This is a genomic window from Rhizobium sp. UFLA01-1127 (assembly GCF_059803845.1).
Genome location: NZ_JAUQTZ010000002.1, coordinates 1 through 24,843, shown reverse-complemented (window position 1 = coordinate 24,843; position 24,843 = coordinate 1). Strand labels below are relative to the sequence as shown.

General features: G+C 60.8%; 27 protein-coding genes. 13 read left to right on the top strand and 14 right to left on the bottom strand.

Features of this window, described 5'->3' with window-relative positions:
- Positions 1 to 11: 11 nt before the first annotated feature.
- Positions 12 to 635, bottom strand: coding sequence for a CvpA family protein (locus tag Q4Q11_RS00820; RefSeq protein WP_112506889.1), 624 nt, complete (start codon positions 633 to 635; stop codon positions 12 to 14).
- Between the two features lie 91 nt (positions 636 to 726).
- Positions 727 to 2,130 carry a DNA repair protein RadA gene (radA, locus tag Q4Q11_RS00815; RefSeq protein ID WP_498568264.1) on the bottom strand — a complete coding sequence of 468 codons (1,404 nt, stop codon included), beginning with the start codon at positions 2,128 to 2,130 and terminating at the stop codon, positions 727 to 729.
- 152 nt (positions 2,131 to 2,282) lie between these two features.
- Between radA and Q4Q11_RS00810 the strand changes: the two genes are divergently transcribed.
- Positions 2,283 to 2,918: a LysE family translocator gene (locus tag Q4Q11_RS00810; protein WP_113214722.1), complete on the top strand. Its 636-nt coding sequence runs from the start codon at positions 2,283 to 2,285 to the stop codon at positions 2,916 to 2,918.
- Positions 2,919 to 2,964: 46 nt separating this feature from the next.
- On the opposite strand, the gene alr is transcribed toward Q4Q11_RS00810, so the two are convergent.
- The 3 genes from alr to Q4Q11_RS00795 all read right to left on the bottom strand — a co-directional run bounded on the left by alr (position 2,965) and on the right by Q4Q11_RS00795 (position 5,720).
- On the bottom strand, positions 2,965 to 4,128 hold the full coding sequence (alr, locus tag Q4Q11_RS00805; protein WP_498568263.1) for an alanine racemase: 1,164 nt from the start codon (positions 4,126 to 4,128) through the stop codon (positions 2,965 to 2,967).
- A 120-nt stretch (positions 4,129 to 4,248) separates the two neighbouring features.
- Positions 4,249 to 4,749: a GFA family protein gene (locus Q4Q11_RS00800; RefSeq protein ID WP_498568262.1), complete on the bottom strand. Its 501-nt coding sequence runs from the start codon at positions 4,747 to 4,749 to the stop codon at positions 4,249 to 4,251.
- A 329-nt stretch (positions 4,750 to 5,078) separates the two neighbouring features.
- Positions 5,079 to 5,720 carry a dihydrofolate reductase family protein gene (locus Q4Q11_RS00795; RefSeq protein WP_112506899.1) on the bottom strand — a complete coding sequence of 214 codons (642 nt, stop codon included), beginning with the start codon at positions 5,718 to 5,720 and terminating at the stop codon, positions 5,079 to 5,081.
- A gap of 148 nt (positions 5,721 to 5,868) precedes the next feature.
- On the opposite strand from Q4Q11_RS00795, the gene Q4Q11_RS00790 reads away from it, so the two are divergent.
- Together Q4Q11_RS00790 and Q4Q11_RS00785 are read left to right on the top strand one after the other, a co-directional pair.
- The gene (locus Q4Q11_RS00790) at positions 5,869 to 6,204 is read left to right on the top strand and encodes a metalloregulator ArsR/SmtB family transcription factor (protein ID WP_112506901.1); all 336 of its coding nucleotides are present in this window, start codon (positions 5,869 to 5,871) and stop codon (positions 6,202 to 6,204) included.
- A gap of 4 nt (positions 6,205 to 6,208) precedes the next feature.
- Positions 6,209 to 6,688: an SRPBCC family protein gene (locus tag Q4Q11_RS00785; protein WP_498568297.1), complete on the top strand. Its 480-nt coding sequence runs from the start codon at positions 6,209 to 6,211 to the stop codon at positions 6,686 to 6,688.
- Positions 6,689 to 6,781: 93 nt separating this feature from the next.
- Here the strand turns inward: Q4Q11_RS00785 and Q4Q11_RS00780 are convergent, their stop codons facing one another.
- Together Q4Q11_RS00780 and Q4Q11_RS00775 are read right to left on the bottom strand one after the other, a co-directional pair.
- Positions 6,782 to 7,048: a DUF2277 domain-containing protein gene (locus tag Q4Q11_RS00780; RefSeq protein ID WP_112506903.1), complete on the bottom strand. Its 267-nt coding sequence runs from the start codon at positions 7,046 to 7,048 to the stop codon at positions 6,782 to 6,784.
- Between the two features lie 46 nt (positions 7,049 to 7,094).
- Complete coding sequence (locus Q4Q11_RS00775; protein ID WP_112506905.1) at positions 7,095 to 8,591, bottom strand: replicative DNA helicase; 1,497 nt, start codon at positions 8,589 to 8,591, stop codon at positions 7,095 to 7,097.
- Between the two features lie 348 nt (positions 8,592 to 8,939).
- Here Q4Q11_RS00775 and Q4Q11_RS00770 point away from each other — a divergent pair, with 348 nt between their 5' ends.
- From Q4Q11_RS00770 to Q4Q11_RS00760, 3 genes are read left to right on the top strand one after another with little or no spacing between them, the layout of a single operon-like run.
- On the top strand, positions 8,940 to 9,383 hold the full coding sequence (locus tag Q4Q11_RS00770; protein WP_112506907.1) for a MarR family transcriptional regulator: 444 nt from the start codon (positions 8,940 to 8,942) through the stop codon (positions 9,381 to 9,383).
- A gap of 8 nt (positions 9,384 to 9,391) precedes the next feature.
- Positions 9,392 to 11,038, top strand: a complete 1,647-nt coding sequence (locus Q4Q11_RS00765; protein ID WP_498568261.1) for an MFS transporter — start codon at positions 9,392 to 9,394, stop codon at positions 11,036 to 11,038.
- Positions 11,039 to 11,055: 17 nt separating this feature from the next.
- Entirely contained in the window at positions 11,056 to 12,123 is a 1,068-nt protein-coding gene (locus Q4Q11_RS00760; RefSeq protein WP_112506911.1) for an HlyD family secretion protein, read from the top strand.
- Between the two features lie 94 nt (positions 12,124 to 12,217).
- Here Q4Q11_RS00760 and rplI read toward each other — a convergent pair whose 3' ends face one another.
- The 5 genes from rplI to Q4Q11_RS00735 form a co-directional block, all read right to left on the bottom strand.
- Positions 12,218 to 12,796, bottom strand: coding sequence for a 50S ribosomal protein L9 (rplI, locus tag Q4Q11_RS00755; protein WP_112506914.1), 579 nt, complete (start codon positions 12,794 to 12,796; stop codon positions 12,218 to 12,220).
- Between the two features lie 19 nt (positions 12,797 to 12,815).
- Complete coding sequence (locus Q4Q11_RS00750; protein ID WP_498568260.1) at positions 12,816 to 13,790, bottom strand: DUF2232 domain-containing protein; 975 nt, start codon at positions 13,788 to 13,790, stop codon at positions 12,816 to 12,818.
- 164 nt (positions 13,791 to 13,954) lie between these two features.
- The gene (gene rpsR / locus Q4Q11_RS00745) at positions 13,955 to 14,203 is read right to left on the bottom strand and encodes a 30S ribosomal protein S18 (protein ID WP_004122103.1); all 249 of its coding nucleotides are present in this window, start codon (positions 14,201 to 14,203) and stop codon (positions 13,955 to 13,957) included.
- 12 nt (positions 14,204 to 14,215) lie between these two features.
- The gene (gene rpsF / locus Q4Q11_RS00740) at positions 14,216 to 14,662 is read right to left on the bottom strand and encodes a 30S ribosomal protein S6 (protein ID WP_112506918.1); all 447 of its coding nucleotides are present in this window, start codon (positions 14,660 to 14,662) and stop codon (positions 14,216 to 14,218) included.
- Between the two features lie 296 nt (positions 14,663 to 14,958).
- Positions 14,959 to 16,002, bottom strand: a complete 1,044-nt coding sequence (locus Q4Q11_RS00735) for an aldo/keto reductase (RefSeq protein ID WP_498568259.1) — start codon at positions 16,000 to 16,002, stop codon at positions 14,959 to 14,961.
- A gap of 194 nt (positions 16,003 to 16,196) precedes the next feature.
- Here Q4Q11_RS00735 and fabD point away from each other — a divergent pair, with 194 nt between their 5' ends.
- The 7 genes from fabD to gmk all read left to right on the top strand — a co-directional run bounded on the left by fabD (position 16,197) and on the right by gmk (position 22,889).
- On the top strand, positions 16,197 to 17,141 hold the full coding sequence (gene fabD / locus Q4Q11_RS00730; protein WP_498568258.1) for an ACP S-malonyltransferase: 945 nt from the start codon (positions 16,197 to 16,199) through the stop codon (positions 17,139 to 17,141).
- Between the two features lie 25 nt (positions 17,142 to 17,166).
- On the top strand, positions 17,167 to 17,904 hold the full coding sequence (fabG, locus tag Q4Q11_RS00725) for a 3-oxoacyl-[acyl-carrier-protein] reductase (protein WP_498568257.1): 738 nt from the start codon (positions 17,167 to 17,169) through the stop codon (positions 17,902 to 17,904).
- A 284-nt stretch (positions 17,905 to 18,188) separates the two neighbouring features.
- The gene (locus tag Q4Q11_RS00720) at positions 18,189 to 18,425 is read left to right on the top strand and encodes an acyl carrier protein (RefSeq protein WP_004122114.1); all 237 of its coding nucleotides are present in this window, start codon (positions 18,189 to 18,191) and stop codon (positions 18,423 to 18,425) included.
- Between the two features lie 114 nt (positions 18,426 to 18,539).
- Complete coding sequence (gene fabF, locus Q4Q11_RS00715) at positions 18,540 to 19,802, top strand: beta-ketoacyl-ACP synthase II (protein WP_112506926.1); 1,263 nt, start codon at positions 18,540 to 18,542, stop codon at positions 19,800 to 19,802.
- 211 nt (positions 19,803 to 20,013) lie between these two features.
- Positions 20,014 to 21,228: an endolytic transglycosylase MltG gene (gene mltG, locus Q4Q11_RS00710; protein WP_112506928.1), complete on the top strand. Its 1,215-nt coding sequence runs from the start codon at positions 20,014 to 20,016 to the stop codon at positions 21,226 to 21,228.
- Positions 21,229 to 21,335: 107 nt separating this feature from the next.
- Positions 21,336 to 22,223 (top strand): YicC/YloC family endoribonuclease, encoded by an 888-nt coding sequence (locus Q4Q11_RS00705; RefSeq protein ID WP_498568256.1) that lies wholly within the window; start codon positions 21,336 to 21,338, stop codon positions 22,221 to 22,223.
- Between the two features lie 3 nt (positions 22,224 to 22,226).
- Positions 22,227 to 22,889, top strand: coding sequence for a guanylate kinase (gmk, locus tag Q4Q11_RS00700; protein WP_015339363.1), 663 nt, complete (start codon positions 22,227 to 22,229; stop codon positions 22,887 to 22,889).
- A gap of 19 nt (positions 22,890 to 22,908) precedes the next feature.
- Here the strand turns inward: gmk and rsmA are convergent, their stop codons facing one another.
- Both rsmA and pdxA read right to left on the bottom strand, forming a co-directional pair.
- A complete protein-coding gene (gene rsmA / locus Q4Q11_RS00695) occupies positions 22,909 to 23,736 on the bottom strand; it encodes a 16S rRNA (adenine(1518)-N(6)/adenine(1519)-N(6))-dimethyltransferase RsmA (RefSeq protein ID WP_498568255.1) in 828 nt (275 codons plus the stop codon).
- Positions 23,736 to 24,761, bottom strand: coding sequence for a 4-hydroxythreonine-4-phosphate dehydrogenase PdxA (pdxA, locus tag Q4Q11_RS00690; RefSeq protein ID WP_498568254.1), 1,026 nt, complete (start codon positions 24,759 to 24,761; stop codon positions 23,736 to 23,738). Before pdxA ends, rsmA begins: the two co-directional genes overlap by 1 nt.
- Positions 24,762 to 24,843 lie beyond the last annotated feature (82 nt).

Below are 24,843 nucleotides of genomic sequence, written 5' to 3'. Positions count from 1 at the left end.
TAAACGCACCGTCAATTGTTCGTCTGCGGCGCAGGCGCATCGTCCGACGGTGCCGTGTCGTTCGGCGCGGCGTTGTCGCCGCCGGTCTGCGGCTGGGTCTGCTGCTGTTGGTTCGGCGCGATCTTGTTGATGATCTCCGGCGGCAGCATGGCCTGGATGTTTTCAGGCAGTGCCGACTTCAGTTTCTCGACCATCGAATCCAGGAAAGGCTTGGACTTGGCGTTGTTGACCCAGGCCGGACGGGCGGCCGGAGCCACCAGCCAGTTCCAGAAGGCCACGACGACGACCATCAGCAGCAGGCCGCGCGCCGCGCCGAAGAGGAAGCCGAGCGTGCGGTCGAGCGCGCCGATGCGGCTGTCGATGATGAAATCGGCGATCCGGATCGTGATGAAGGAAATGATGATGAGCGCCAGCAGGAAGATGACGGCGGCAGACGCGATCGTCGCGATCTTGGTATCGGCCTTGTATTGCAGGGCGTAGGGAACGAGCAGCGGATAGAGATAGTAGGCTGCGACTGCGGAGCCGCCCCAACTGACGATCGAGAGGATTTCGCGCGAGAAGCCGCGAACCATGGCCAAAACGGCGGAGAAGAGAAGAACGCCGATAACAATACCGTCGAAAATCGTAATGGGCATCTATAATCCACTTCAAGACTTGCCAGACCTTATGGTCGGCATCGGCCTCAATCAGGAGCCTCTTCTTCGCCAAGAACGGCTGAAGTAAGGCTCAGTCTTCATCTTCCACGCGCTTGAGCGCGCCCTTTGATCCGGCAATGCGCGCCACCAGATCCGGCAGGCTATCGATCTCGCTCCAGCGTCCGCCATTGACCTTCGGCAGGTCTGCGGAAGCGGCAGGCAGGACCGCGCCTGAAAAACCCAGCTTCTCGGCTTCCTTGAGGCGCTGAGCGGTGTGCGCAACCGGCCGGACGGCGCCCGACAGGCTGACTTCGCCGAAATAGACGCAATCGGCGGGCAGGGCAAGACCGGCCAAGGAGGAAACCAGTGCAGAAGCGACCGCAAGGTCCGCAGCCGGCTCGGAAATGCGATAGCCGCCGGCAATATTGAGGTAAACATCATGCTGGCCGAGACGCACGCCGCAATGTGCTTCCAGAACGGCGAGGATCATCGAAAGGCGCGCCGAATCCCAGCCGACGATGGCGCGGCGTGGCGTGCCCAGCGATGTCGGCGCGACCAGCGCCTGCACTTCGACCAGCACGGGACGCGTGCCCTCGATGCCGGCGAAGACGGCCGCACCCGGCGATTTTTCGTTGCGCTCTCCGAGGAAGAGTTCGGACGGGTTTGGCACGTCGCGCAGACCGGCATCGGACATTTCGAAGACGCCGATTTCGTCGGTGGGACCGAAGCGGTTCTTCACCGTACGCAGGATGCGGTAATGATGGCCGCGATCGCCTTCGAAATAGAGGACGGCATCGACCATGTGCTCGACGACGCGCGGGCCGGCGATCTGGCCATCCTTGGTGACGTGGCCGACCAGCACCATGGCCGCTCCCGTCTGCTTGGCAAAGCGGATCATCGCCTGAACGCCGGTGCGCACCTGCGTGACGGTGCCGGGCGCGGATTCGGCAAGCTCGCTCCACAGGGTCTGGATGGAATCGATAATGACGAGATCAGGCCGCTTGCCCTCGGAAAGCGTCGCCAGAATGTCTTCGACATTGGTTTCCGCCGCCAGCAATACCTCGGTGTCGGCCGCTTTCAGGCGCTGAGCGCGCAGCCGAACCTGCGCCACTGCTTCTTCGCCGGAGACATAAACGATCTTGTGGCCACGCCGGGCAAGTGCCGCCGCCGCCTGCATCAGCAACGTCGACTTACCGATGCCGGGATCGCCGCCAACCAAGACGGCCGAGCCGCGCACGAAGCCGCCGCCGGTCGCGCGGTCGAGCTCGGATATGCCGGTATGGATGCGCGGTGCTTCCTCGATCTCGCCGGAAAGCGATGTGAGCGTTACGGGCTTGCCCTTGCGCGGCGTCTTTGCCGGACCGCCGCCGATCCCGCCCATGGGATCTTCCTCGACGATGGTATTCCATGCGCCGCAGCCGTCACACTTGCCGGCCCAGCGGTTGTGGACCGTGCCGCAGTTCTGGCAGATGAATTGTGTACGGGCCTTGGCCATCGGATGCTGTTCTCAAGTTCAAATGCTTCGCTTTCGCAGCGAATCGCGATCGGCTGACAGATAATGTCTTTCCCTGCCTATCAAAACTAATGATTTCCGTATCAATGGCGATCGTGTCAGTTTTTATGCCGGGTTTTTATGGATGATGACGAATGTTCGACTATACGCTTGCGCACTGGATCGCGTTTCTGTCCGCCGCGACGCTTCTTAACCTGTCGCCGGGACCGGATATCGCCTTCATTCTCGGCCATACGATCAGAAGCGGCAGGCGTTCCGGTTTTGCGGCGCTGTTCGGGATCTGGAGCGGCGCGTGCCTGCATGTGCTGATGGCGGCCGCCGGTCTGTCGGCGATTCTGGCCGCTTCCGCACTCGCCTTCTCGACGGTCAAGTGGGTCGGAGCTGCCTATCTCATTTGGCTCGGCGTACAGGCGTTGCGCTCGAAGGGCGAGGGGGCATGGATCAAGGAGGCGGGCAGGACATTGTCTCTCAGCCGCATCTATCGCCAGGGCATCATGGTCTCGCTGCTCAACCCGAAGGTCGCGATCTTCTTCCTGGCTTTCCTGCCGCAATTCGTCGTCGAAGGTGCCGGTCCAGTCTGGGCGCAGCTCCTGCTGCATGGCAGCCTGATCATCGTTGTGGCCGCCTTCATCGAGCCGCCGCTCATCCTGCTTGGCGGCCGTCTGAGCGAAGCGCTTCGGCGCAATCGCAGTTTCGGCCTGTGGCTCGACCGCGGCCTCGGCGCGCTGTTCGTCGCCCTTGGCGTCCGGCTGGCGGTCAGCGTGCGCTGAAGCATTTGGAGGAACGGCGCTGTGGCTTCCTGCCGGAAGCCGCGGGCTATTCCTCTGTCTCTTCAGAGATATACCGCCGCTCGTGCCTGAGCCCCATGCCCGTCAGCATCTCGTAGCCGATCGTGCCGGCTGCGCGCGCCGCATCGTCGACCGAGATATTGCTGCCGAAGAGCTCGATATAGTCGCCGGCCCGCGCCAGGTTTTCCGGCAGGTCGGTGACATCGAAAATGGTGAGATCCATGGTGATGCGACCGGCGACAGGCACCTTGTGGCCGGCAATGAAGCCGTGGCCGCCGGCAATACCGGTCTGGCGCAGCGGCACGCCGCCGCTCGACTGGCTGCGCATGTAGCCGTCGGCATAGCCGGCGGAGACGATCGCCAGCCGGCTGTCGCGGGTCAATTGCAGCGCACGGCCATATCCCACCGTCTCGCCTGATTTGACCGAGCGGGTCTGGATGATCCGTGCTTCCGCAGTTGCCACCGGCCGCATCGGATTGGCCATGCGGGGAACGGCCTCGCCGCCATAGGTGGCGATACCGGGGCGGGTAAGATCGAAATGATAGTCCGATCCGAGGAAGATGCCGGCCGAATTGGCAAGGCTCGCCTCGATGCCTTCGAAGGCAGCGCTGACCTTGCGGAAGGCCTCGAGCTGCTGCCTGTTCATCGCATTGGTTGGATCGTCGCCGCAGGCAAGATGGCTCATCACGAGAACGGGTGCGAAGCTGGCCGGGCGGGAGACGTCATCGGCAAGCGCGATCGCATCATCCATGGGTAGGCCAAGCCTGTTGAAGCCCGTGTCGACCTGCAGCGCGCAGGGATAGTCGCCGTAATCGGACAGAACGGACATCCAGAAGGTCAGCTGTTCTTCCGAAGCGATGACCGGCACGAGGTCGTTCTCGAAGAACCGGCGCTCCATGCCCGGCCAGATGCCGCTGAGCACGAAGATGCGCGCCTCGGGCGCATAGAGCCGCAAGGTCGCGCCTTCGTCCGCGGTGGCGACGAAGAAATCGCGCGCACCGGCGCCATAAAGCGTTTCGCCGACATCCTCGATACCCAGTCCGTAGGCATCCGCCATGACGACCGCAGACGTACGGGCTTTGCCCGAACGGCGGGCCATGTCGCGCCAGTTTTCGACGAGCGCGCCAAGATCTACCGTCAGCCGCAGGCCGGCAGAAGCAAAAGCGTCATCGTCATTGAAATCATCTGTCATGGAATCGCCTGAACAAGGAAGTGGCCGGAGGTGATTTGCTCCGGCCAAGATAGAGGTCGTTGATAAAAAGAAAAAGTGCTGCGAGGCATGTATGCGGAACTAAGCAAAAATGCACCAGGCTCAGTCGTCACGCCACCTCACCGCCCAGGACTCGGTATCGCGGTCGGGGTGCTGGTTGTTGCTCTCCTTGATCGCCGCGGCCCAGTCGGCACCGTTGTTTTCGGTCGCACCTGTATTTTCTATGCCCGTGATCGTATCGAACCATGCCACCATGTTCTCGGTGCAGGTATTGGCAAGCGGCGGGAAGGCGTGCGGATCGTCAAGCGAACCGATCATCAAGTTGGTGCGACCGTTGTCGAGGTGGTGGAAGAACAATGGCGTGCCGCAATTGGCGCAGAAGCCGCGCTCGACAAGCTCCGAGCTCTTCCAGACGCTCGGCTTGCCGCGTGTCCAGGTGAGCGCATCATCAGGCGCGGCGACGAGCGCGGCAAAGATGTTGCCCGAGGCTTTCTGGCACATGCGGCAATGGCAGAGATGCGAATTTTCCAGCATCGCGGTTGCATGGTACCGCACGGTACCGCACTGGCAGCCGCCGCTTACCTCCATCTCAATACGATTCAATTTTTCTCCTCCTTGAAAGGGCGGGTTTGGGCTTAATGCTTTTTAGGTTTTCATCTCTTGATCGTCCAGCAGAACGGCGGATGCGATCACGCCTTCTCAAACGCGTGCTCATGACTTCCGCTTCGGCCACGGGTTAAACGGTGGCCGAAGTTCACGGAAACTGTTTGGTGGCTTTGCAGCAGTGAAGTTCCGGTGCGCTGGCAGAGTCCGCTGTTGGACGCTGCGCAATGTGGCCTTGACGACCGATATGGCGCGCCAAGCGTACTTCGGAGATTGCGTCCACGATGTTCGCTTCGTGTCCATGAGCGCCTCAAGTCGCTGGTAAGTGGCTAGCGTTGGAAGGTGAGGTGAATAGTGCCGCTCGATGCAGTTTCCGATTTGACCGTATAACCGGCTTCCAGACCGCGCAGATCGTCCCACAGTCGTATGCCGCGCCCGAGCAGAATCGGTGTGATCGCAACATGAAGACGATCGACAAGACCCGCCTTCAGAAAGTCGCGAACGACCGTAGGACCACCGCCGATCCTTATGTCTTTACCGCCCGCCGACTTGACAGCCTGCCGGAGCACATCGGCCGGAGCTGCGCTCAGGAAGTGGAAGGTGGTGCCACCCGCCATCTCGATGGAGGGTCTGGGGGTATGGGTAAGGACGAAGACGGGGACCCGGAAGGGCGGCTCTTCGCCCCACCAGCCACGCCAGTTCGGATCGTCGGGGAAGTTGTGGAGCCCGAACATGCCGGCGCCCATGATCTCGGCACCCACATTGTCGAAGTATTCTCTGGCGTAATCGTCGTCGACACCGGTGGTCCCGGCTCCGCTGGTATCCTTGAAGACGCGCTCACGAAACGTCCGCGTTGCAACATATGCGCCGACGAGGCGCGGCCAGTCCTCGCCGAACGGGACTTCGGGTGTCTGGTCTGTCGTCGTTGCGAAACCATCCAGCGAGATCATGAGATCGACACGTATTGCCATTGGAGCTTTCCTTGCGAGTGGTTGCACCATAGCTGCTCCAGCAGTCCGGAGCTCAATACTAAGGTAAGTGCCTTTATATAACACGTGGACACTAAGGCAAGTACCTTATTGTTGTTGACTGAGGTGCGAACTCGTTTTACTGAATTGCATGCCTTACCATTCGACGCCCCTCGATCTTGCCTTTCATGCTCTCAGCGATCCGACCCGGCGCGCGGTGGTATCGCGGCTGGCTGAGGGCGAGGTGCCTGTCAGCATCCTTGCCGAGCCTTTCGACATGGCACTGCCCTCCTTTGCCCAGCATCTCAAGGTACTGGAGGATTGCGGGCTGATCGCTAGCGAGAAGCGTGGGCGCAGCCGCTGGTGCCGGCTGGTGCAGGAGCGCTTCGACGAGGCTGCGGATTGGATGGAGGCGGAACGCAGGCGCTGGACCGAACGATTGGATCGCCTGGAAGTCTACTTGGACAAGAAGGAAGAGGATGGTTGAGAACATGGCAAACCCGCTCGACACTTGGGCGCTCGATAGGGAAATCGTGCTGGTGAAGCTGCTGAATCATCCGCGCGACAAGGTTTTTGCCGCGTGGATGGACCCCAAGGCCCTCGCCGAATGGTACGGTCCGGCCGGATTTGAAATCGAGAACCACGAAGCCGACATCTGCGAGGGCGGGATCTGGCGGTTCGACATGGTGGGCGTGTTCGAGGGCCGGAAACAGCGCTTTCCCAACCTCATGCGCTTTCTGGAGATCGTCCCGAACGAGCGGATTGTGATGGACCATGGCACGCCGGAGCCCAATGACCCCGATCGTTTCCGCGTCACGGTGACCTTCGATGAGCAAGCCGACGGCAAAACGGTTCTTACGCTGCGCCAACTCCACCCCAGCCCCGAGCGGCGGCGGTTCGTCATCGGTTTCGGCGCAGTCGGATACGGGCTACAGACGCTGGATGGCCTCGCAGCATGGTTGGATGGCTGACATTCGACCCATTAGTGCGGTGCCAGCGATGTGCAGGGATCGGTAGCCGGTTCTGCCGAAAGAAAAAGACTCTTTCAGAGCGGAGAGTTTTCTCTATGCAAACCTGGCCGCCGCTCTTGCTCGCGCCTTCGCGGCTACCTCCTCGCGGTCGCGGGGAGGTTGAGATGTTTCCAGCGAATTGAGCAATTCACGGGCACAGTTCGCAATCGACAGGACCGCATTCTCGAATGCAACTTCGTTGCGTTTCGACGGCTTGTTGGCTCCGCTCACCTTGCGCACGAATTGAAGCGCGGCATCATGGATTTCATCATCCGTCGCTGGCGGATCGAAATTAAAGAGGGGTTTGATATTTCGGCACATGCCCTGCCTCCTTTTATCGTCTCGCCACCGCTGACAGGGGTGGCCGTCAATGTTCCTCATACTGCGTGAAAGACGGGTCGGCGAGATCGGCAAAGCGGGTGAATTCCGACTGGAAGGCGAGCTTCACCGTGCCTGTCGGTCCGTGGCGCTGTTTGGCGATGATGACGTCGGCCGTGCCCTTCACGCGGTCGAACAGAGCTTCCCATTCCGCATATTTCGGGTCATTCGGATCGCGCGGTTCCTGGTTCTTCACATAATATTCCTCGCGGAACACGAAGAGCACCACGTCGGCGTCCTGTTCGATCGAGCCGGATTCGCGCAGGTCCGAAAGCTGGGGACGCTTGTCGTCGCGGCTTTCGACCGCGCGCGAGAGCTGCGAGAGGGCGACGATCGGAACGTTGAGCTCCTTGCCGAGCGCCTTCAGGCCCGTGGTGATTTCGGTGATTTCCTGAACGCGATTTTCGCCCGATTTCTTCGAGCCGGTCATCAGCTGCACGTAGTCGACGACCAGAACGTCGAGGCCGCGCTGGCGTTTCAGGCGACGGGCGCGGGCGGCGAGCTGGGCAATGGATATGCCACCGGTCTGGTCGATATAGAGCGGCACCTTCTGCATCATCATCGAGCAGGCCACGAGCTTTTCGAAATCGGCGTCGTTGATGTCGCCGCGGCGGATCTTCGAGGAGGAGACTTCCGTCTGCTCGGAGATGATACGGGTAGCGAGCTGTTCCGACGACATTTCCAGCGAGTAGAAGCCGACGACGCCGCCGTTCTTCGCCTTGGTCGAACCGTCGGCCTGCACCTCGCCCTCGAAAGAGGCGGCAATATTATAGGCGATGTTGGTGGCAAGCGAGGTCTTGCCCATGCCGGGACGGCCGGCAAGGATAATCAAGTCGGAACGCTGCAGGCCGCCCATCTTGCTGTCGAGCGAATGAATACCCGTGGAAATGCCGGAAAGGCCGCCGTCGCGTTCCTTTGCAACCGCCGCCATGTCGATCGCAAGCGCAACGGCGTCGTTGAAGGACTGGAAGCCGCCGTCGTAGCGGCCGTTTTCCGCAAGCTCGAACAGCCGGCGTTCCGTGTCCTCGATCTGCGTCTGCGGCGGCATGTCGAGCGGCGCGTCATAGGCTATGTTGACCATGTCCTCGCCGATCGTGATCAGCGCACGGCGGAGCGCCAGGTCATAGATGGCGCGGCCGTAGTCTTCCGCATTGATGATCGACACGGCTTCGACGGCGAGGCGCGCGAGATACTGCGCGACCGTCATGTCGCCGACCTTCTCGTCCGCCGGCACGAAGCTCTTGATGGTCACCGGGTTGGCAGTCTTGCCCATGCGGATGATGTCGCCGGCGACCTCGAAGATCTTGCGGTGCAGCGGTTCGTAAAGATGGATCGGCTTCAGGAAGTCGGAGACACGGTAATAGGCATCGTTGTTGACGAGGATGGCGCCGAGCAGAGCCTGCTCGGCCTCGATGTTGTTGGGCGCTTCGCGATAGTGCTGGTCGGCGGGAGCAATGGCGGCGAGCTTGCGCGCAGCTTCGTTCATTTTCCATCTCTTCATGCTTTAGGGTATCGACTGGTTTGCGATGATCCGGTGTCACGGTCAACCGTGCAAATGGGCGGCCATGCCGAGCGGGATGGGATAGGCCCGGCCTATCAACGTTGTTCCACTCGTCCACAGGGACAAGTTTCCGCCACGTAAAAAATCCCTTGTGGCCACTTTGCAACGCAAAGACCGACACACGAATCACTTATGCAAATTAGCGTGGGGTCATTTTAGCCGGGTCTCTCGCTGCACGCATCAACTGTTGCGGCTATCGTGCTTGAAAAGCTGCGAAAATCCGGGTATTCCCCTTAAATTAGGGTAGGATGCTTATAGTATAAAGTTACAATAATGCCAGGTGCGCCATCAAGACAAGAACTCTTCGACGATCTTTCCGCGTTCAGTCGCAAATTAAGGGCGGCTTTTGACGCCCTTGTCCGTGAACACGGCATGACTCTTTCCCGGGCTAGGGTTTTTCGCAAGCTCTCCCGCCGGGACGGGATCAACCAGAGAGAACTCGCCGACGAGCTGGAACTGGAAACGCCGACACTCGTGCGTATCCTCGATGCCATGGAAGCGCAGAACTTCATCGAGCGCCGGGCTGCCCTGTCGGATCGCCGCGCCAAGCAGATCTTCATGACGGAATCCGGAAAAGTCGTGGCTGCCGAGGTCGAGGCTCTTGCCACCAGTGTGCGGGCGGATATCTTGGAGGGGATTTCGGACGAAGATATCGGCATGGCGCTCAAGGTCATCCGCGCCATGACCGCCAATCTTCAGAATATCGGCAAATCATGAGGTAGTGCATGAGCGGAGATCCGGGCACGGTCGCCAACGCGGAAGCCAAGGCCGTCCCTGCCGCTCCGCCGCCTGTGCCGGGCTGGAAAGTACCGCTTTATATTGCGGCATCCGTCATGTTCTTTCTGACCCAGGGCCTGGGTCTCAATCTCGCCTTCGCCAATCTCACGCAGATCCAGGGAACCATCGCGGCCACCACCACCGAGTCCGCTTGGCTCTCCGCCGCCTATATGGCGCCCAATGTCAGCCTCGCTATCGCGCTGGTGAAGATCCGTTTGCAATATGGCGTGCGCAATTTCGCCGAGGTCAGCATTCTCGGCTTCGTGCTCGCCTCGCTGCTCAATCTTTTCGTCTCGGATCTGCATTCCGCGATCGTCGTCCGTTTCTTGAGCGGGATCGCCGGCGCACCGCTCTCGACGCTGGGTTTCCTTTATATGCTGGAGGCCTTCGAGCCGGCGAAGAAGATGACCGTCGGCGTCAGCCTGGCGATGACGAATACGCTGCTTGCCGCCCCCATCACCCGCCTCGTGTCTCCCTCGCTGCTGGATTATGGCGAGTGGCGCGGCCTTTACACGCTGGAAATGGCATTGGCGCTGCTGGTCATGCCGATCATCTATCTCCTGCCGCTGACGCCGCCGCCGCGCGTCAAGGTCATCGTCCTGGGTGATATCTTAAGCTATCTGCTCGTGGCGATCGGCTTCGGCTGTCTGGCGGTCGTCCTGTCGGTCGGCCGTCTCTATTGGTGGCTGGAGGTGCCCTGGCTCGGTGTTGTGCTGGCGCTCGCCGTTGCGTCGCTCACCGTTGCCATCGTCGTCGAACTGAGGCGTTCCACGCCTTTGATCGACGTTCGCTGGCTGCTTCGGCCGGAGATTCTGCATCTGACGGCGATCCTTCTTATCTTCCGCATCATTGCCGCCGAGCAGACCTCCGTCATCATGACCTTCTACCAGAATGCGGTCGGCCTGCTCTATGATCAGCTCTCCTTGCTCTATTGGATCATCCTGGCCTTCTCCATCATCGGAGGCCTCATCTGCACCGTGTTCATGAGTTATGGCTTCAGCTGGCAGATCCAGTTCGTCGCGCTTATCCTGATGGGGGTGGGCTCGCTGATGGATTCGCAGGTGACGAACCTGACGCGCCCCGAGCAGATGTATCTCAGCCAGGCATTGGTGGCGGCCGGCGCGGCTCTCTTCCTGCCGCCATCCATGTCGGTAGGCTTCAAGGAGGCCATATCCAAAGGGCCTCCCTATCTGGTGACCTTCTTCGTCGTCTTCACCTTCACGCAGAGTATCGGCGGCCTTATCGGCTCGGCCTTCTACGGCACGCTGATCACCATTCGCGAGAAATTCCATTCGGCCGTGCTGACCGAGCGCGTCCTCCTGACCGATCCGCACGTGGCTGAACGTGTCGGCCAGCTTTCATCCTCCTATGGCAAGGTGATCGGAGACAGCGCACTCCTGAAGGGGGAGGGACTGGCGCTGCTCGGCGCGCAGGTCAGCCGCGAGGCCAATATGCTCGCCTATGGAGACGCCTTCTTGGTGGCTGCCGTGATCGCCTTCCTTTCGCTCGCCGGCCTATCAATCCATGTCTTCTTCCGCTTCGTCAGAGCTCGTCTGGCTGACGATGGGGTTGAGGTCGCGACATCCAACCCATGAGGATATGAAATAGCTCCATGTCGAGGCTCGTTCGCTCCCCAATCGAAGTCATCGCCGTTCTCGCCGGCATCGGCGGCGTCATGCTGGTGCTTTACGCTTGGCACCTGCCACCGTTCAAAACCTCGGTCGAGACCACCGACGACGCTTATGTCAAAGGCTATGTCACCACGATCAGCCCGCAGGTCAGCGGCTATATTACCGACGTGCCGATCAAGGACTACAAGCTCGTCAAGGAGGGTGACGTGCTCGCCCAGATCGACGACCGTATCTACAAGCAGAAGGTGGCGCAGGCTCGGGCAACACTTGCCGGGCAGAAGGCGGCGCTCGCCAATTCGCAGCAGCAGGAGCAGGCCGCCAAGGCGGGAATCGTTTCCAGCCAGGCGCAGATCGACAGCGCCAACGCTGCCTTGAAGCGCGCCCAGCTTGCCGCCGATCGCGTGACGACGCTGGTATCGAGAGGCGTCTCGACGACAAGCGATGCCGAACAGGCGCAGGCGACGCTGCAGCAGGCGCAGGCATCGCTCAATCAGGCAAAGGCCGCCTCGGACGTCTCTCAACAGAACCTGACGACGATCATCGTCAACCGCGCCTCGCTCGAAGCTGGCGTCAGCGGGGCGGAGGCTGCCGTCCAGCTTGCCGATATCGATCTCGACAATACGACGATCAGAGCGCCGCGCGATGGCCGGGTCGGCGAAGTCGGCGTGCGCCTCGGCCAATATGTGACGCCGGGCACGCAGCTCATGGGCCTTGTGCCGAAAGACGTCTGGGTCATTGCCAATTTCAAGGAGACGCAGCTCGACGGCATGAAGCTCGACCAGCCCGTGACGATCGCAGTCGATGCGCTCGGGCATCGCGAGATCAAGGGCCGCATCCAGCGCTTCTCGCCGGCCGCCGGTTCCGAATTCGCCGTCATCAGGCCCGACAACGCCACCGGCAATTTCACCAAAGTCGCGCAGCGCCTCGGTGTCAGGGTCAAGATCGAAGACGGACAGCCCCTGGCGGATGAACTGGCGCCCGGAATGTCCGTCGTCGTTTCGATCGACAAGGATTCGGCACCGCTGCCCGAGGCTAAGACGAGCGATTGAGCGAAGGGCGTGCTTTATCTTCTGCAGACCAACAAAAAGCCTGGGTCGCAAAACCCAGGCTTTCTCATTCGCAAATGCTGCGAAGACGCAAAGATCAAGCTTCGTCTTCGTTGTCGCGTTCGGCTTCCGGATCGAAGAAGTCTTCCGGACGCAGAGCGTCTTCGTCAACGCCGTAGATGGCGTCGGCGGAGGTCAGGGTTTCGCCCTTGGCCTGACGCTCTGCTTCTTCGGCGGAGCGGGCAACGTTAAGCTCGACCGTGATTTCGACTTCGGCGTGAAGTCCGATCGTGACGTTGTGCAGGCCGATGGCCTTGATCGGCGTGTTCATGTGAACCTGGCTGCGGCCGACGTTGAAACCTTCGGCGGCGAGGATTTCGACGACGTCACGGGCAGCGACCGAGCCGTAGAGCTGGCCGGTTTCGCCAGCCGAGCGAACGACGATGAAGGACTTGCCGGCGAGAACGTCGGCAACCTTCTGGGCTTCGCTCTTGCGCTCGAGGTTACGGGCTTCGAGCGTTGCACGCTCGGCTTCGAAACGGGCCTTGTTGGCGGCGTTGGCGCGCAGCGCCTTGCCGAGCGGCAGCAGGTAGTTACGGGCAAAGCCGTCGCGAACCTTGACGGTTTCGCCCATCTGGCCGAGCTTGGAGATGCGTTCGAGAAGAATGACTTCCATTTTCCTGTTCCTTTCGATGTCAGATTTTCGTGTCTTGTTTGGGTGTGTCGGCACTCTTGTGCGGGGTGAGCGATATCGCCTTGCGGGTATCGTAAAGACCGAGAACAAGAATGATGAAGAGCGGCAGCGTCACAAAGAAGCATACCAGGTAGCAGATGATGAGGACCGGCAGGCGCCAGTCCTTGCCGCGCGTCCGGTAGTGCAGCGATGCAAAGCCGGAAACGACGAAGCCCGCGCCGAAGGCACCGAGCACGGCGGCGGCGATGAGGGCCAGAACGCCGCCGAAGAAGATGGCGACGATCGCCGCGAGAAAGACGAAGATTGCATTGCGGTTCATCCGCAACGATGAAGGGATATCGTCGCGCGGGCGCTGGCTGCGGCCAGAGGCGACAACAATACGCGTTGCAAAATAATAGGCTGCAAACACAGCAGATACCCAGCACATGCCCCATGCGAAAGGGACCGCGTAAAGCAAGATAGTCTTCAATTTTTCGATCGAGGCAGCATCTAATGCTTGTTGCTGCTGATCATTCAGAAGTTCCAGATTGAAAGCGATCGTCTTGCCGATAAGATCTGGACCGTAGCCCATGAGAACGCCAGCGGCGACGATTGCGATGGAAGCAACTGCACAGAGATGCAGCATAATGTCCGAGAGCGGATACCAGGCCATTAGATGATCCGGTCCGCCAAGCTCGGATGCTGGGCGCGCCAGACTTGCAAGATGGCTGAGCCAAGCTGGGACAGCGGCGAGAACGATTACGGTCAATGCGAATGGCAGCGGACCGATAACGATGCCCAAAATACCGGCAGCAACAACTGCGGTTACGACAGCAATATTTCCCCAGCCGAGACCCACGATCAAAATAGGAAGAGCAGAAGCACTGATGAACACGATAGCGAGAAACGGCTGACGGAGCGCGCCATACACGAGTAGGGCGGCGGTCAGACCGGCAAGCGCGCCGATGCCAAGCTCTTTTGCGTTCAACTTCGTCACGTCGCTGTCCTGCTTCGTATCGAGCAGTTAGAGGATGCCTTCGCCACTCGGGCCTGAAAGCTTATCCCCAACATGGGGTTTCAAGGTTCCGATCCGCGCCCATCGCGAAAGGGAGAAGGGAAGGCATTGCTGCCTTCCCTTAATTCATTCTGCGTCGGACGCTATTAGGCGACGACGTAGGGCAGCAGGCCGAGGAAACGGGCGCGCTTGATCGCCTGGGCGAGTTCGCGCTGCTTCTTCTGGGAAACGGCCGTGATGCGGGACGGAACGATCTTGCCGCGCTCGGAAATGTAGCGCTGCAGGAGGCGAACGTCCTTGTAGTCGATGCGCGGCGCATTGGCGCCCGAGAACGGGCAGGTCTTGCGGCGGCGATGGAACGGACGGCGGACCGGTGCGGAGGAAACTTCAGACATTCTCAAATCTCCTTATACGCGGTCTTCGCGCGGACGGCGCGGACGGTCTTCGCGGTCACCACGATCCGGGCGCGGACCACGGTCGCCGAAGCTGCGCTCCGGACGGTCGCCATCGCGGCGCGGGCGGTCGTCACGGTCGCGCTTCTGCATCATGGCCGACGGGCCGTCTTCGTGCTTCTCGACAGCGATCGTCATGTAACGCAGGACGTCTTCGCTGATGCGCATCTGGCGTTCCATTTCCTGGATCGCCGCGGCCGGAGCATCGATGTCCATCAAGGCGTAGTGAGCCTTGCGGTTCTTCTTGATGCGGTAGGTGAGGGACTTGAGGCCCCAGTTTTCGATACGCCCGACTTTACCGCCGTTAGCTTCGATAACACCCTTGTACTGTTCTACGAGGGCGTCGACCTGCTGAGCGGAAATATCCTGCCGGGCAAGGAATACATGTTCGTAAAGAGCCATGGATAACTTTGCCTTTCTTGCGTTAGTCTGAACCCGGTATTCGGCGGCTAAGCCTCAACGACTGCTCCTGAGAGGGTTAGACCCAAGCAAGAAAAGCGTTTCCGAGACGGTCGAGAGCGGAGACACGGGAGGCTGGAACGCTTCCGTTCCGATACGATTCCCCTCGCGGAAAACCGGCCCTCCGTTCAGCCACCAGCCAGAAGACCGGGTTGCGAACAGGGCGGCTTATACGGGTTTTTCCGCGAAAGGCAAGGGCAGGGCGAAATTATGCCGTTTTGCCGGAGTGCTTTCCGGCCTCACATCGGCATCGGATACTTCCGATGCACCTGTTCGATCTCTGCCAGGGCCTCCGCCGGCAGCGTCACATAAGCGGCCGCGATATCGGTTTCGAGCTGCGCCATCGTCGTTGCGCCGATGATGACGGAGGTCATGAAGGGTTTTGTGAGGCAGTAGGCGAGCGCCAGCTTGGACGGGTCGATGCCGTATTTGGCGGCGATTTCGAGATAGGCCTTGACCGGCGGCTCCTGCAGCGGCTGCAGGCGGCCGCCGATGTCTTGGTTGATCGAGCCGCGCGAGCCGGCCGGACGGGCGCCGCCGACATATTTGCCCGTGAGGATGCCGCCTGCGAGCGGCGAATAGGCGAGGAGGCCGACATCTTCGTGATGCGACAGCTCGGCCAGATCGAGGTCGAAATGCCGATAGAGCAGGTTGTATTCGTTCTGCGTGGTGGCGACGCGCGGCAAGCCCTTTTGTTCCGCGATTGTCAGATATTTCTGGATGCCCCAGGTCGTCTCGTTCGAAAGGCCGATGGCGCGGATCTTGCCCGCCTTTACCAGCTCGCCCATCGTCTCCAGGATCTCGGTGATCTCGGCGATCACCTTTTCACGATCCTGATTGAAGGGATTGTAGCGCCAGTTCTGGCGGAAGTGGAAATGGCCGCGGTTCGGCCAATGAACCTGATAGAGGTCGATATAGTCGGTTTTCAGCCGCTTCAGGCTGGCGTCGATCGCGGCCCGAATGTTGGCGGCATCCGCACCCTGTCCGCCGCGCAGATAGTCGCGGCCTGGGCCGGCGACCTTGGTGGCGAGCACGACATCCCTACGCTTGCCGGTCTTCTCGAACCAGGTGCCGATATATTCTTCCGTGCGGCCCTGGGTTTCCGGCCCGACCGGCGTCGTCGGATACATTTCGGCGGTGTCGAAGAAATTGATACCCTTATGGACGGCATAATCCATCTGTTCATGGGCTTCGGCTTCGCTGTTCTGCGTGCCCCAGGTCATCGTGCCGAGGCAAATCTGCGAAACGGAAATATCGGTGCGGCCTAATCTCTTATATTTCATGGGAAAACCTTGGGGATGGGAGAAGGTCAAAACGAATGAGGTTGCGCGAATTTAGGCCCGATCTGAGCAAGCGCAAGGAAAAAATCATTGCGTTTCGCAGGCGCAAAACCCTGTGACCGCGGGGCTTGCGCTATTGACTCCAGCGCAAACAATGTCATTGGGAAGCAAAACGACCCCCAAAAGGACGCTTTATAATGACTGTTGCTTTCACATTTCCCGGCCAGGGCAGCCAAGCTGTCGGCATGGGCAGGGACCTTGCCGACAATTTCGCCGAGGCGCGCGCCGTCTTCGAGGAAGTCGATGAAGCGCTCGGTGAAAAGCTCTCCGATGTCATCTTCAATGGCCCGGAAGACAAGCTGACCCTGACGGCCAATGCACAGCCCGCGCTGATGGCCGTGTCGATGGCCGTCATCCGCGTGCTGCAGGCTCGCGGCTTCGATCTGAAAAGCAAGGTCGCCTATGTCGCCGGCCATTCGCTCGGAGAATATTCCGCGCTCTGCGCCGCCGGCACCTTCTCGCTGGCCGACACGGCGCGCCTGCTGCGCATCCGCGGCAATGCCATGCAGGCGGCAGTGCCCGTCGGCGTCGGCGCCATGGCTGCGATCATCGGGCTCGAACATGCCGATGTCGCCGCGGTTTGCGAAGAAGCATCTGTGCTTGGCGCCTGTCAGATCGCCAATGACAATGGCGGCGGTCAGATCGTCATTTCCGGCGAAAAGGCTCCGGTCGAAAAGGCAGCGGAACTTGCGACCGCCAAGGGCGCCAAGCGCGCCATCCTGCTGCCGGTTTCCGCGCCCTTCCATTCGGCCCTGATGGCGCCTGCCGCCGAAGCCATGCGCGAGGCGCTTGCCGGCGTCGCCAAGGTCAATCCGGTCGTGCCCGTCATCGCCAACGTCCGGGCCGCACCCGTCACGGATGCCGACGAGGTCGCCGGGCTGCTGGTCGAGCAGGTCACCGGTCAGGTGCGCTGGCGCGAGACAGTGGAATGGTTTGCTGCAAACAACGTAACGACATTGTATGAAATTGGCGCCGGCAAGGTGCTGACGGGTCTTGCCCGTCGTATCGACAAGTCGGTCAACGGCATCGCCGTCAACAATGCTGCGGATATCGACACGGCGCTCGCCGCCTTGCTCGGCTGACATATTCAAGGAACGAGGGACAAACATGCTTGATTTGACCGGCCGCAAGGCCCTGGTAACCGGCGCATCCGGCGGCATCGGCGAAGAAATTGCCCGGCTCCTGCACAAGCAGGGCGCCATCGTCGGCCTGCACGGCACGCGCGTCGAAAAGCTGGAGACGCTGGCGTCCGAACTCGGCGATCGCGTCAATATCTTTCCGGCCAACCTATCGGATCGCGACGAGGTCAAGGCGCTCGGCGCCAAGGCCGAAGAAGAGCTCGGCGGCGTGGATATCCTCGTCAACAATGCCGGCATCACCAAGGACGGCCTCTTCGTGCGCATGAGCGACGAAGACTGGGATGCGGTGCTTGAAGTCAATCTGACCGCCGTCTTCCGCCTGACGCGCGAACTGACCCATCCGATGATGCGCCGCCGCTATGGCCGCATCATCAACATCACCTCGGTCGTCGGCGTGACCGGCAATCCCGGCCAGGCGAACTACTGCGCCTCGAAGGCAGGCATGATCGGCTTTACGAAGTCGCTGGCGCAGGAAATCGCGACCCGCAACGTCACGGTCAACTGCGTTGCCCCCGGTTTCATCGAAAGCGCCATGACGGGCAAGCTGAACGACAAGCAGAAGGAAGCCATCATGGGCGCCATTCCCATGAAGCGCATGGGCACGGGAGCGGAAGTCGCCTCCGCCGTCGCCTATCTCGCCTCCTCGGAGGCCAGCTACGTTACGGGTCAGACGATCCATGTCAACGGCGGCATGGCGATGATCTAAAGGAATTGCCGTTGGAGGGAACTTTACCTCCAATAGCATGTTGAGCAACTCGGAGCCGGCTATTTTCTGGCTTTGCGACGGACTTAAACCGTGTTAAGCGGGCCATGACTGTGAACAGTCGTCCGGAAAATGCAGAAGGACCGGGCCGTATTCAAGGCGCTGGACCGGATCTCAATGCCGGGTTGAACGGGTTTGCCAGCGGCGTCGGAACAGATGCTGCAGGTTTGAATAGGTAGGGATGTCACAGGGCATTCTGATCAGGATATAAGGTCGAGGAAACCGACATGAGCGATATCGCAGAACGCGTAAAGAAAATTGTTGTTGATCATCTTGGCGTTGACGCCGACAAGGTTGTTGAAAGCGCAAGCTTTATCGACGATCTGGGTGCGGACTCGCTCGACACCGTCGAATTGGTCATGGCTTTCGAAGAAGAATTCGGCGTTGAAATCCCGGACGACGCTGCAGACTCGATCCTGACGGTCGGCGACGCGGTAAAGTTCATTGAGAAGGCCCAGGCCTAATCTTTTGCGCTTTTTGAAGGGGCGGGCTGAAGAGTCCGCCCTATTTCGTCCGGCCAAGCCGGCCGAAGCAGGTTTATACGCATATCATCATAAAAAGACGGGGGTCTGCGGGCGATGAGACGTGTCGTTATCACGGGTACCGGCATGGTATCACCTTTGGGCTGTGGCACCGAGGTGTCCTGGACGCGCTTGCTCGCCGGGCGCAATGGCGCGCGCCTCGTGACCGAATTCGAAGTCGAAGATCTGCCGGCAAAGATTGCCTGCCGCATTCCTGTCGGAGACGGCACCGACGGCACATTCAACGCAGACGATTGGATGGAGCCGAAGGAGCAGCGCAAGGTCGATCCTTTCATCATCTATGGCATGGCGGCCGCCGATATGGCATTGGCCGACGCCCATTGGCACCCCGAAACGGATGAAGACCAGATCGCCACGGGCGTCATGATCGGCTCCGGTATCGGTGGCCTCGAAGGCATCGTCGAGGCCGGATATACGCTGCGCGACAAGGGTCCGCGCCGCATCTCGCCATTCTTCATTCCCGGACGCCTCATCAATCTCGTTTCCGGTCAGGTCTCGATCCGCCACAAGCTGCGCGGCCCGAACCATGCCGTCGTCACGGCATGCTCGACCGGCGCACACGCCATCGGCGATGCGGCCCGCCTGATCATGCTCGGCGATGCCGATGTCATGGTCGCCGGCGGCGCGGAAGCTCCGGTCTGCCGCATCTCGCTTGCGGGCTTTGCCGCCTGCAAGGCGCTGTCGACAGACTTCAACGATACTCCCGAGAAGGCTTCGCGCCCCTATGATCGCGACCGTGACGGCTTCGTCATGGGCGAGGGCGCCGGTGTCGTCGTTCTGGAAGAGCTGGAACACGCCAAGGCACGCGGCGCCAAGATCTACGCCGAAGTTGTGGGATACGGACTTTCCGGCGATGCCCACCATATCACCGCCCCCTCCGAGGATGGCGAAGGCGCTTTCCGCTGCATGACCTCAGCGCTGAAGCGCGCTGGGCTGACCCCGGCTGACGTCGATTACATCAATGCCCATGGCACCTCGACCATGGCCGACACGATCGAGCTCGGCGCCGTCGAGCGGCTGGTCGGCAATGCCGCATCGAAGATTTCGATGTCGTCCACCAAGTCCGCAACCGGCCATTTGCTCGGCGCTGCCGGTGCGATCGAGGCGATCTTCGCCACGCTCGCCATTCGCGACAATATTGCCCCGCCGACGCTCAATCTGGACAATCCGGAGCGTGAGACCACCATCGATCTCGTGCCGCACAAGGCCCGCAAGCGGGAAATCAATGTCGCGCTGTCCAACTCTTTTGGATTCGGCGGCACGAACGCATCGCTTGTCCTGCGTCGCTATGAGGCTTAATAACGGCGCGTAACCGTCGAGGCGAGAGTGTCTTTTCGCACTCTTGCCCACGTTCCTGATTATTGTCGCGCGTCATGCCTCTCAGGAACGCAGTGCGGCAATGCCTGATCGGTCGAAGTCGGAGCCCGGGTTCCGCCTTATCTCCTGAACCTGTTTTTTGCCGCATTGCTTGGCCAAAGAGCAGGCAATCAAAAGAAGGAAGGGATTGCCGGTGAGCGATACGAACCAGAGCAACGGAGCTCCGAACGGGCAGAAGGGGCCGATCATCCCGAAATCGGCCAATGAAGCCCTGCGTCCGGAGCGCGTTCCGGATCCGCCGAAGCGCTCGCGCAAGGCCCGCAGCCAGATGGTCATCTTCCTGAACTTCCTGATGACCCTGGCGGTCTTTGTTGCCGTTGCCGCGATCGCTGGCGTCTATTATGCGTTTTCGATCTATCAGGGGCCGGGTCCGCTGACGACCAATACGAATTTCATCGTCCGCAACGGCGCCGGTCTCGGCGAAATCGCCAATCGCCTCGAATCCAACAACATCATCACCGACCAGCGCATCTTCCGCTGGCTGACGGCCACTTATCTGCACGACGGTGAAACCCTCAGGGCCGGCGAATATGAGATCAAGGCCGGCGCTTCCATGAAGGATATCATGGAGCTGCTGAAATCGGGCAAGTCGATCCTTTATTCGGTCACTCTGCCGGAAGGGCTGACCGTTCGGCAGATATTTAACAAGCTTCAGGCCGATACCGTGCTCGAAGGCGATCTGCCGTCGGCGCTGCCGGCGGAAGGCAGCCTGCGGCCGGACACCTACAAGTTCACGCGCGGCACCAAACGCACGGAAATCATTCAGCAGATGGCGGCAGCGCAGACGAAGCTGGTCGATCAGATCTGGGAAAAGCGCGACGCGAGCGTGCAACTGGCAAACAAGCAGGATTTCATCACCCTGGCCTCCATCGTGGAGAAGGAGACCGGCCTTGGGGACGAGCGCGCTCATGTCGCTTCCGTCTTCCTCAACCGTCTCTCCAAGGGCATGCGCCTGCAGTCGGATCCGACGGTCATCTACGGCCTGTTCGGCGGCGAGGGAAAGCCATCCGATCGTCCGATCTTTCAGTCCGATCTGAAGAAGGAAACGCCGTACAATACTTATATCATCAAGGGCCTGCCGCCGTCGCCGATAGCAAATCCGGGCAAGGATGCCCTGGAGGCGGTCGCCAATCCCTGGAAGACCCAGGATCTCTATTTCGTGGCTGACGGTACCGGTGGCCACGTCTTTGCCGCAACGCTGGATGAACACAATGCCAATGTCAGGCGCTGGCGCAAACTGGTTGCCGAGAAGGGCGAGGATCCGAGCGCAATCGCAGTGGACGGTCAGCCCGACGATGCTGCCGTAAATGCCGGCTCGGGTACCCAGCAGAAGAAGAAGACCAACTGACCTTTGTTGCGTCGTGGCTTGATACGAGAGTGCGATGCGGATTCACTTTACATTGATCCATAATCCGAAGACTTTCGGCTGACTGGGGATAGATATCGGAGGCTTGCATGGCATTGCAGTCCATGACCGGCTTTGCCCGGCGTGAAGGAACAAGCGGTCGCGGCCGTTGGGCATGGGAACTGCGCTCGGTGAACGGCAAGGGGCTGGATATCCGCCTGCGCCTGCCGCCGGGCCTGGAACGCCTCGAAACCGACGTCCGCAAGTCGATTGCGGATCGGCTTGCACGCGGCAACCTGCAAGTCAGCTTGTCGCTGTCGGTCGAAGAGAGCCGCGTCGAGGTGGTCGTGAACCAGGATGCGCTGGCGGCGGTCCTGGCGCTGCGTGATCGGCTGGCTGGCATCGTCGATCCGGCGCCGTTGAAGCTGGAGAGCCTGATGGCCGTGCGCGGTCTGGTGGAGTTCAAGGAGACCGAGGAGGATGAAGAGGCGGTTGCCGCGCGCGATGCCGACATCATGGCCGGCCTTGAGACCGCACTCGGCGATCTCCGGGACATGCGCCGGCGGGAAGGCGGTGCACTTGGCAAGATCCTGCTCGGTCACGTCGAGACGATCGAGGCGCTGACATCAACGGTCGAGCGCGATCCCTCCCGTTCGCCGCAGGAAATTGCTGCGAGGCTCGCAACGCAAGTTTCAATGCTTCTCGACGGTTCATCGGGCCTCGATCGTGACCGGCTGCATGTCGAAGCCGCTCTGCTTGCCACCAAGGCGGATCTGCGCGAAGAGATCGATCGCCTGAAAGCGCATGTGGCGGCCGCGCGCGATCTCATGTCCAAGGGCGGACCTGTCGGCCGCAAGCTCGATTTCCTTGCACAGGAATTTAACCGGGAATCGAATACTATCTGTTCCAAGTCGAACGCGGCGGCCGTGACCGCCGCCGGCATCGAGTTGAAGGTGGTAATCGACCAGTTCCGCGAACAGGTCCAGAATTTGGAGTAGGCCATGAAGCCGGCGACATCCACATCCATTCCGATCGCCCGCCGAGGGCTGATGCTTGCCATTTCCTCGCCGTCGGGCGCCGGCAAATCGACGATCGCCAGGACGTTGCTTGATAAGGACAAGCAGGTCAGCCTGTCCGTCAGCGTCACGACCCGGCAGCGCCGCCCGAGCGAGATCGAAGGTGTGCACTATCATTTCGTATCGCAGCGCGAGTTCGAGCGCCTGCGTGATTCCGACTCGCTGCTCGAATGGGCCGAGGTGCACGGCAATTTTTATGGTACGCCGCGCGAACCGGTGGAAACGGCAATGGCCGAAGGCCGCGACATGCTCTTCGATATCGATTGGCAAGGCGCCCAGCAGCTTCAGGAGAAGATGCCCGCCGATGTCGTCTCCATTTTCGTGCTGCCGCCGACGATGACCGAGCTGCAATCGCGCCTGCATCGCCGCGCCGAGGATTCCGAAGAGGTGATCGCCATGCGTCTCGCCAATTCGCGGGCCGAAATCGCTCACTGGCGCGAATATGACTATGTCATCGTTAATGACGACCTGAATGTCGCCTTCGATGCCGTCCAGTCGATCGTCAAGGCCGAGCGCCTGCGCCGCGACCGGCGGCACGGCATGTTCGATTTCGTTCGGGACTTGCTGGAAGAGACTCCGAAGCTCTGATTGCGGGCTTTCGGCCCGATCAAAGACAATTCGCCAGCCGGCAGAATTCTTCCACCGAAAGCGTTTCGGCGCGGCGCTGCGGGTCGATATCGGCCTTCAGCAGCAGCGCCTCGCCACCGAGTGGCTTCAAGCTCTGCCGCAGCATCTTGCGGCGCTGGCCGAAGGCTGCCTGCGTCACCTTCTCCAGCTTGTCGACTGCACAGGGAATGGGGTTTTCCTTCGGCGTCAGATGCACCACCGTCGAAGTGACCTTTGGCGGCGGCGTGAATGCCTGTGGCGGTACGTCGAAGGCCATGCGGGCCTCGGTCCGCCAGCCGCAAAGCACGCCAAGGCGGCCATAATGATCGTCACCTTCCTGCGCCACGATTCGCTGGCCGACTTCTTTCTGGAACATCAAGGTGAGAGATTGCCAGAAGGGCGGCCAGTGCGCCGGCAGGAGCCAGTTGACCAGAAGCTGCGTCCCGACATTGTAAGGCAGGTTGGCGATGATCTTGACCGGCCCTTGCGGGGCAAGGGTGGCAAAATCGGTCTTCAGCGCATCGCCATCGATCACTTCAAGCCGCCCGGGATAGTGACCGGCGATTTCGGCCAGCGCCGGCAGACAACGTGCATCGCGTTCGACCGCGATGACCTTGGCCGCACCGAGCGCCAGGATCGCCCGCGTCAGACCGCCAGGCCCGGGCCCCACCTCGAAGACGGTGACACCCTCGAGCGATCCGGCCGTGCGCGCGACCTTCTGCGTCAGATTGAGATCGAGAAGAAAGTTCTGGCCTAGCGCCTTGCGCGCATCGAGGCCATGGCGCTGGATAATATCGCGGAGAGGCGGCAGGCCGTCTAGTGCAGCCATCAGCGAACGTTTCCAGTCTTGCCGCTGATCTCGCTTGCCAGCTTGAGAGCGGCAACGAGGCTGTCTTCCTTGGCGATGCCCTTTCCGGCGATGCCGAAGGCCGTGCCATGGTCCGGCGAGGTGCGGACGAAGGGTAAGCCAAGCGTGACATTGACGGAATCGTCGAAGCCGAGCGCCTTGGCGGGGATCAAAGCCTGATCGTGATACATGCAGATGGCAACATCGTAGCGACGGCGGGCTTCTTCGTGAAACATGGTGTCGGCGGGCAGGGGGCCAAAGGCATCGATATCCTCGTTGCGAAGCGTGTCGATCGCAGGCCGGACGATTTCGTCGTCCTCCTTGCCCAGCGCACCATTCTCTCCGGCATGCGGATTGAGGCCGGAAATGGCAAGGCGCGGCTTGGAAATGCCGAAGCGGATACGGAGGTCGTGCTCGGTGATCCGGCAGGTCTCCACGATCAGATCAGATGTCAGCGCCTCAGGCACCTCTCTCAGAGGAATATGGATGGTGACCGGGATGGCGCGAAGCTTCGGGCCGGCAAGCAGCATGACCGGCATGACCGGCTTTCCGGTGGCGCGCGTCGCGAGGTCCGCCAGGAATTCCGTATGGCCGGGGAAACCGAAGCCGGCATCATAAAGCACCGACTTGGCGATCGGGTTGGTGACCACGGCGGATGTCTGGCCGCTCATGCTGAGGGAAACGGCCGTTTCGATGGCAGCAATCGTGCCCTTGGCGGTCGCTACATGCGGTTGGCCGGCGATGACAGCCATTTCAGCTTCGATCGGCAGGATCGGCAGCGCATCGGGAAAGATATTGCGGGCATTTGCCGGATCGGCGATCGCAAGCGGGACGGCCAAGCCGAGCTGAGAGGCTCGTGCGGCTAGCACGGCGGGATCACCAAGAAACAGAAAGGGCGGTAAATCCAGCTCGCCGCGGCGAAGCCAGGCGGCGAGCGTGATATCGGGACCGATGCCGGCCGGGTCCCCCTGTGTCAGCGCAAGAGGGAGGGAAGGGCGCGTTGACATTATCAATCAGCGATAGACGATCTGCGCCTTGGAGCGCAGTTCGTCCATATACTTCTTGTCGTTGGCGCTCACACCCTCTGCT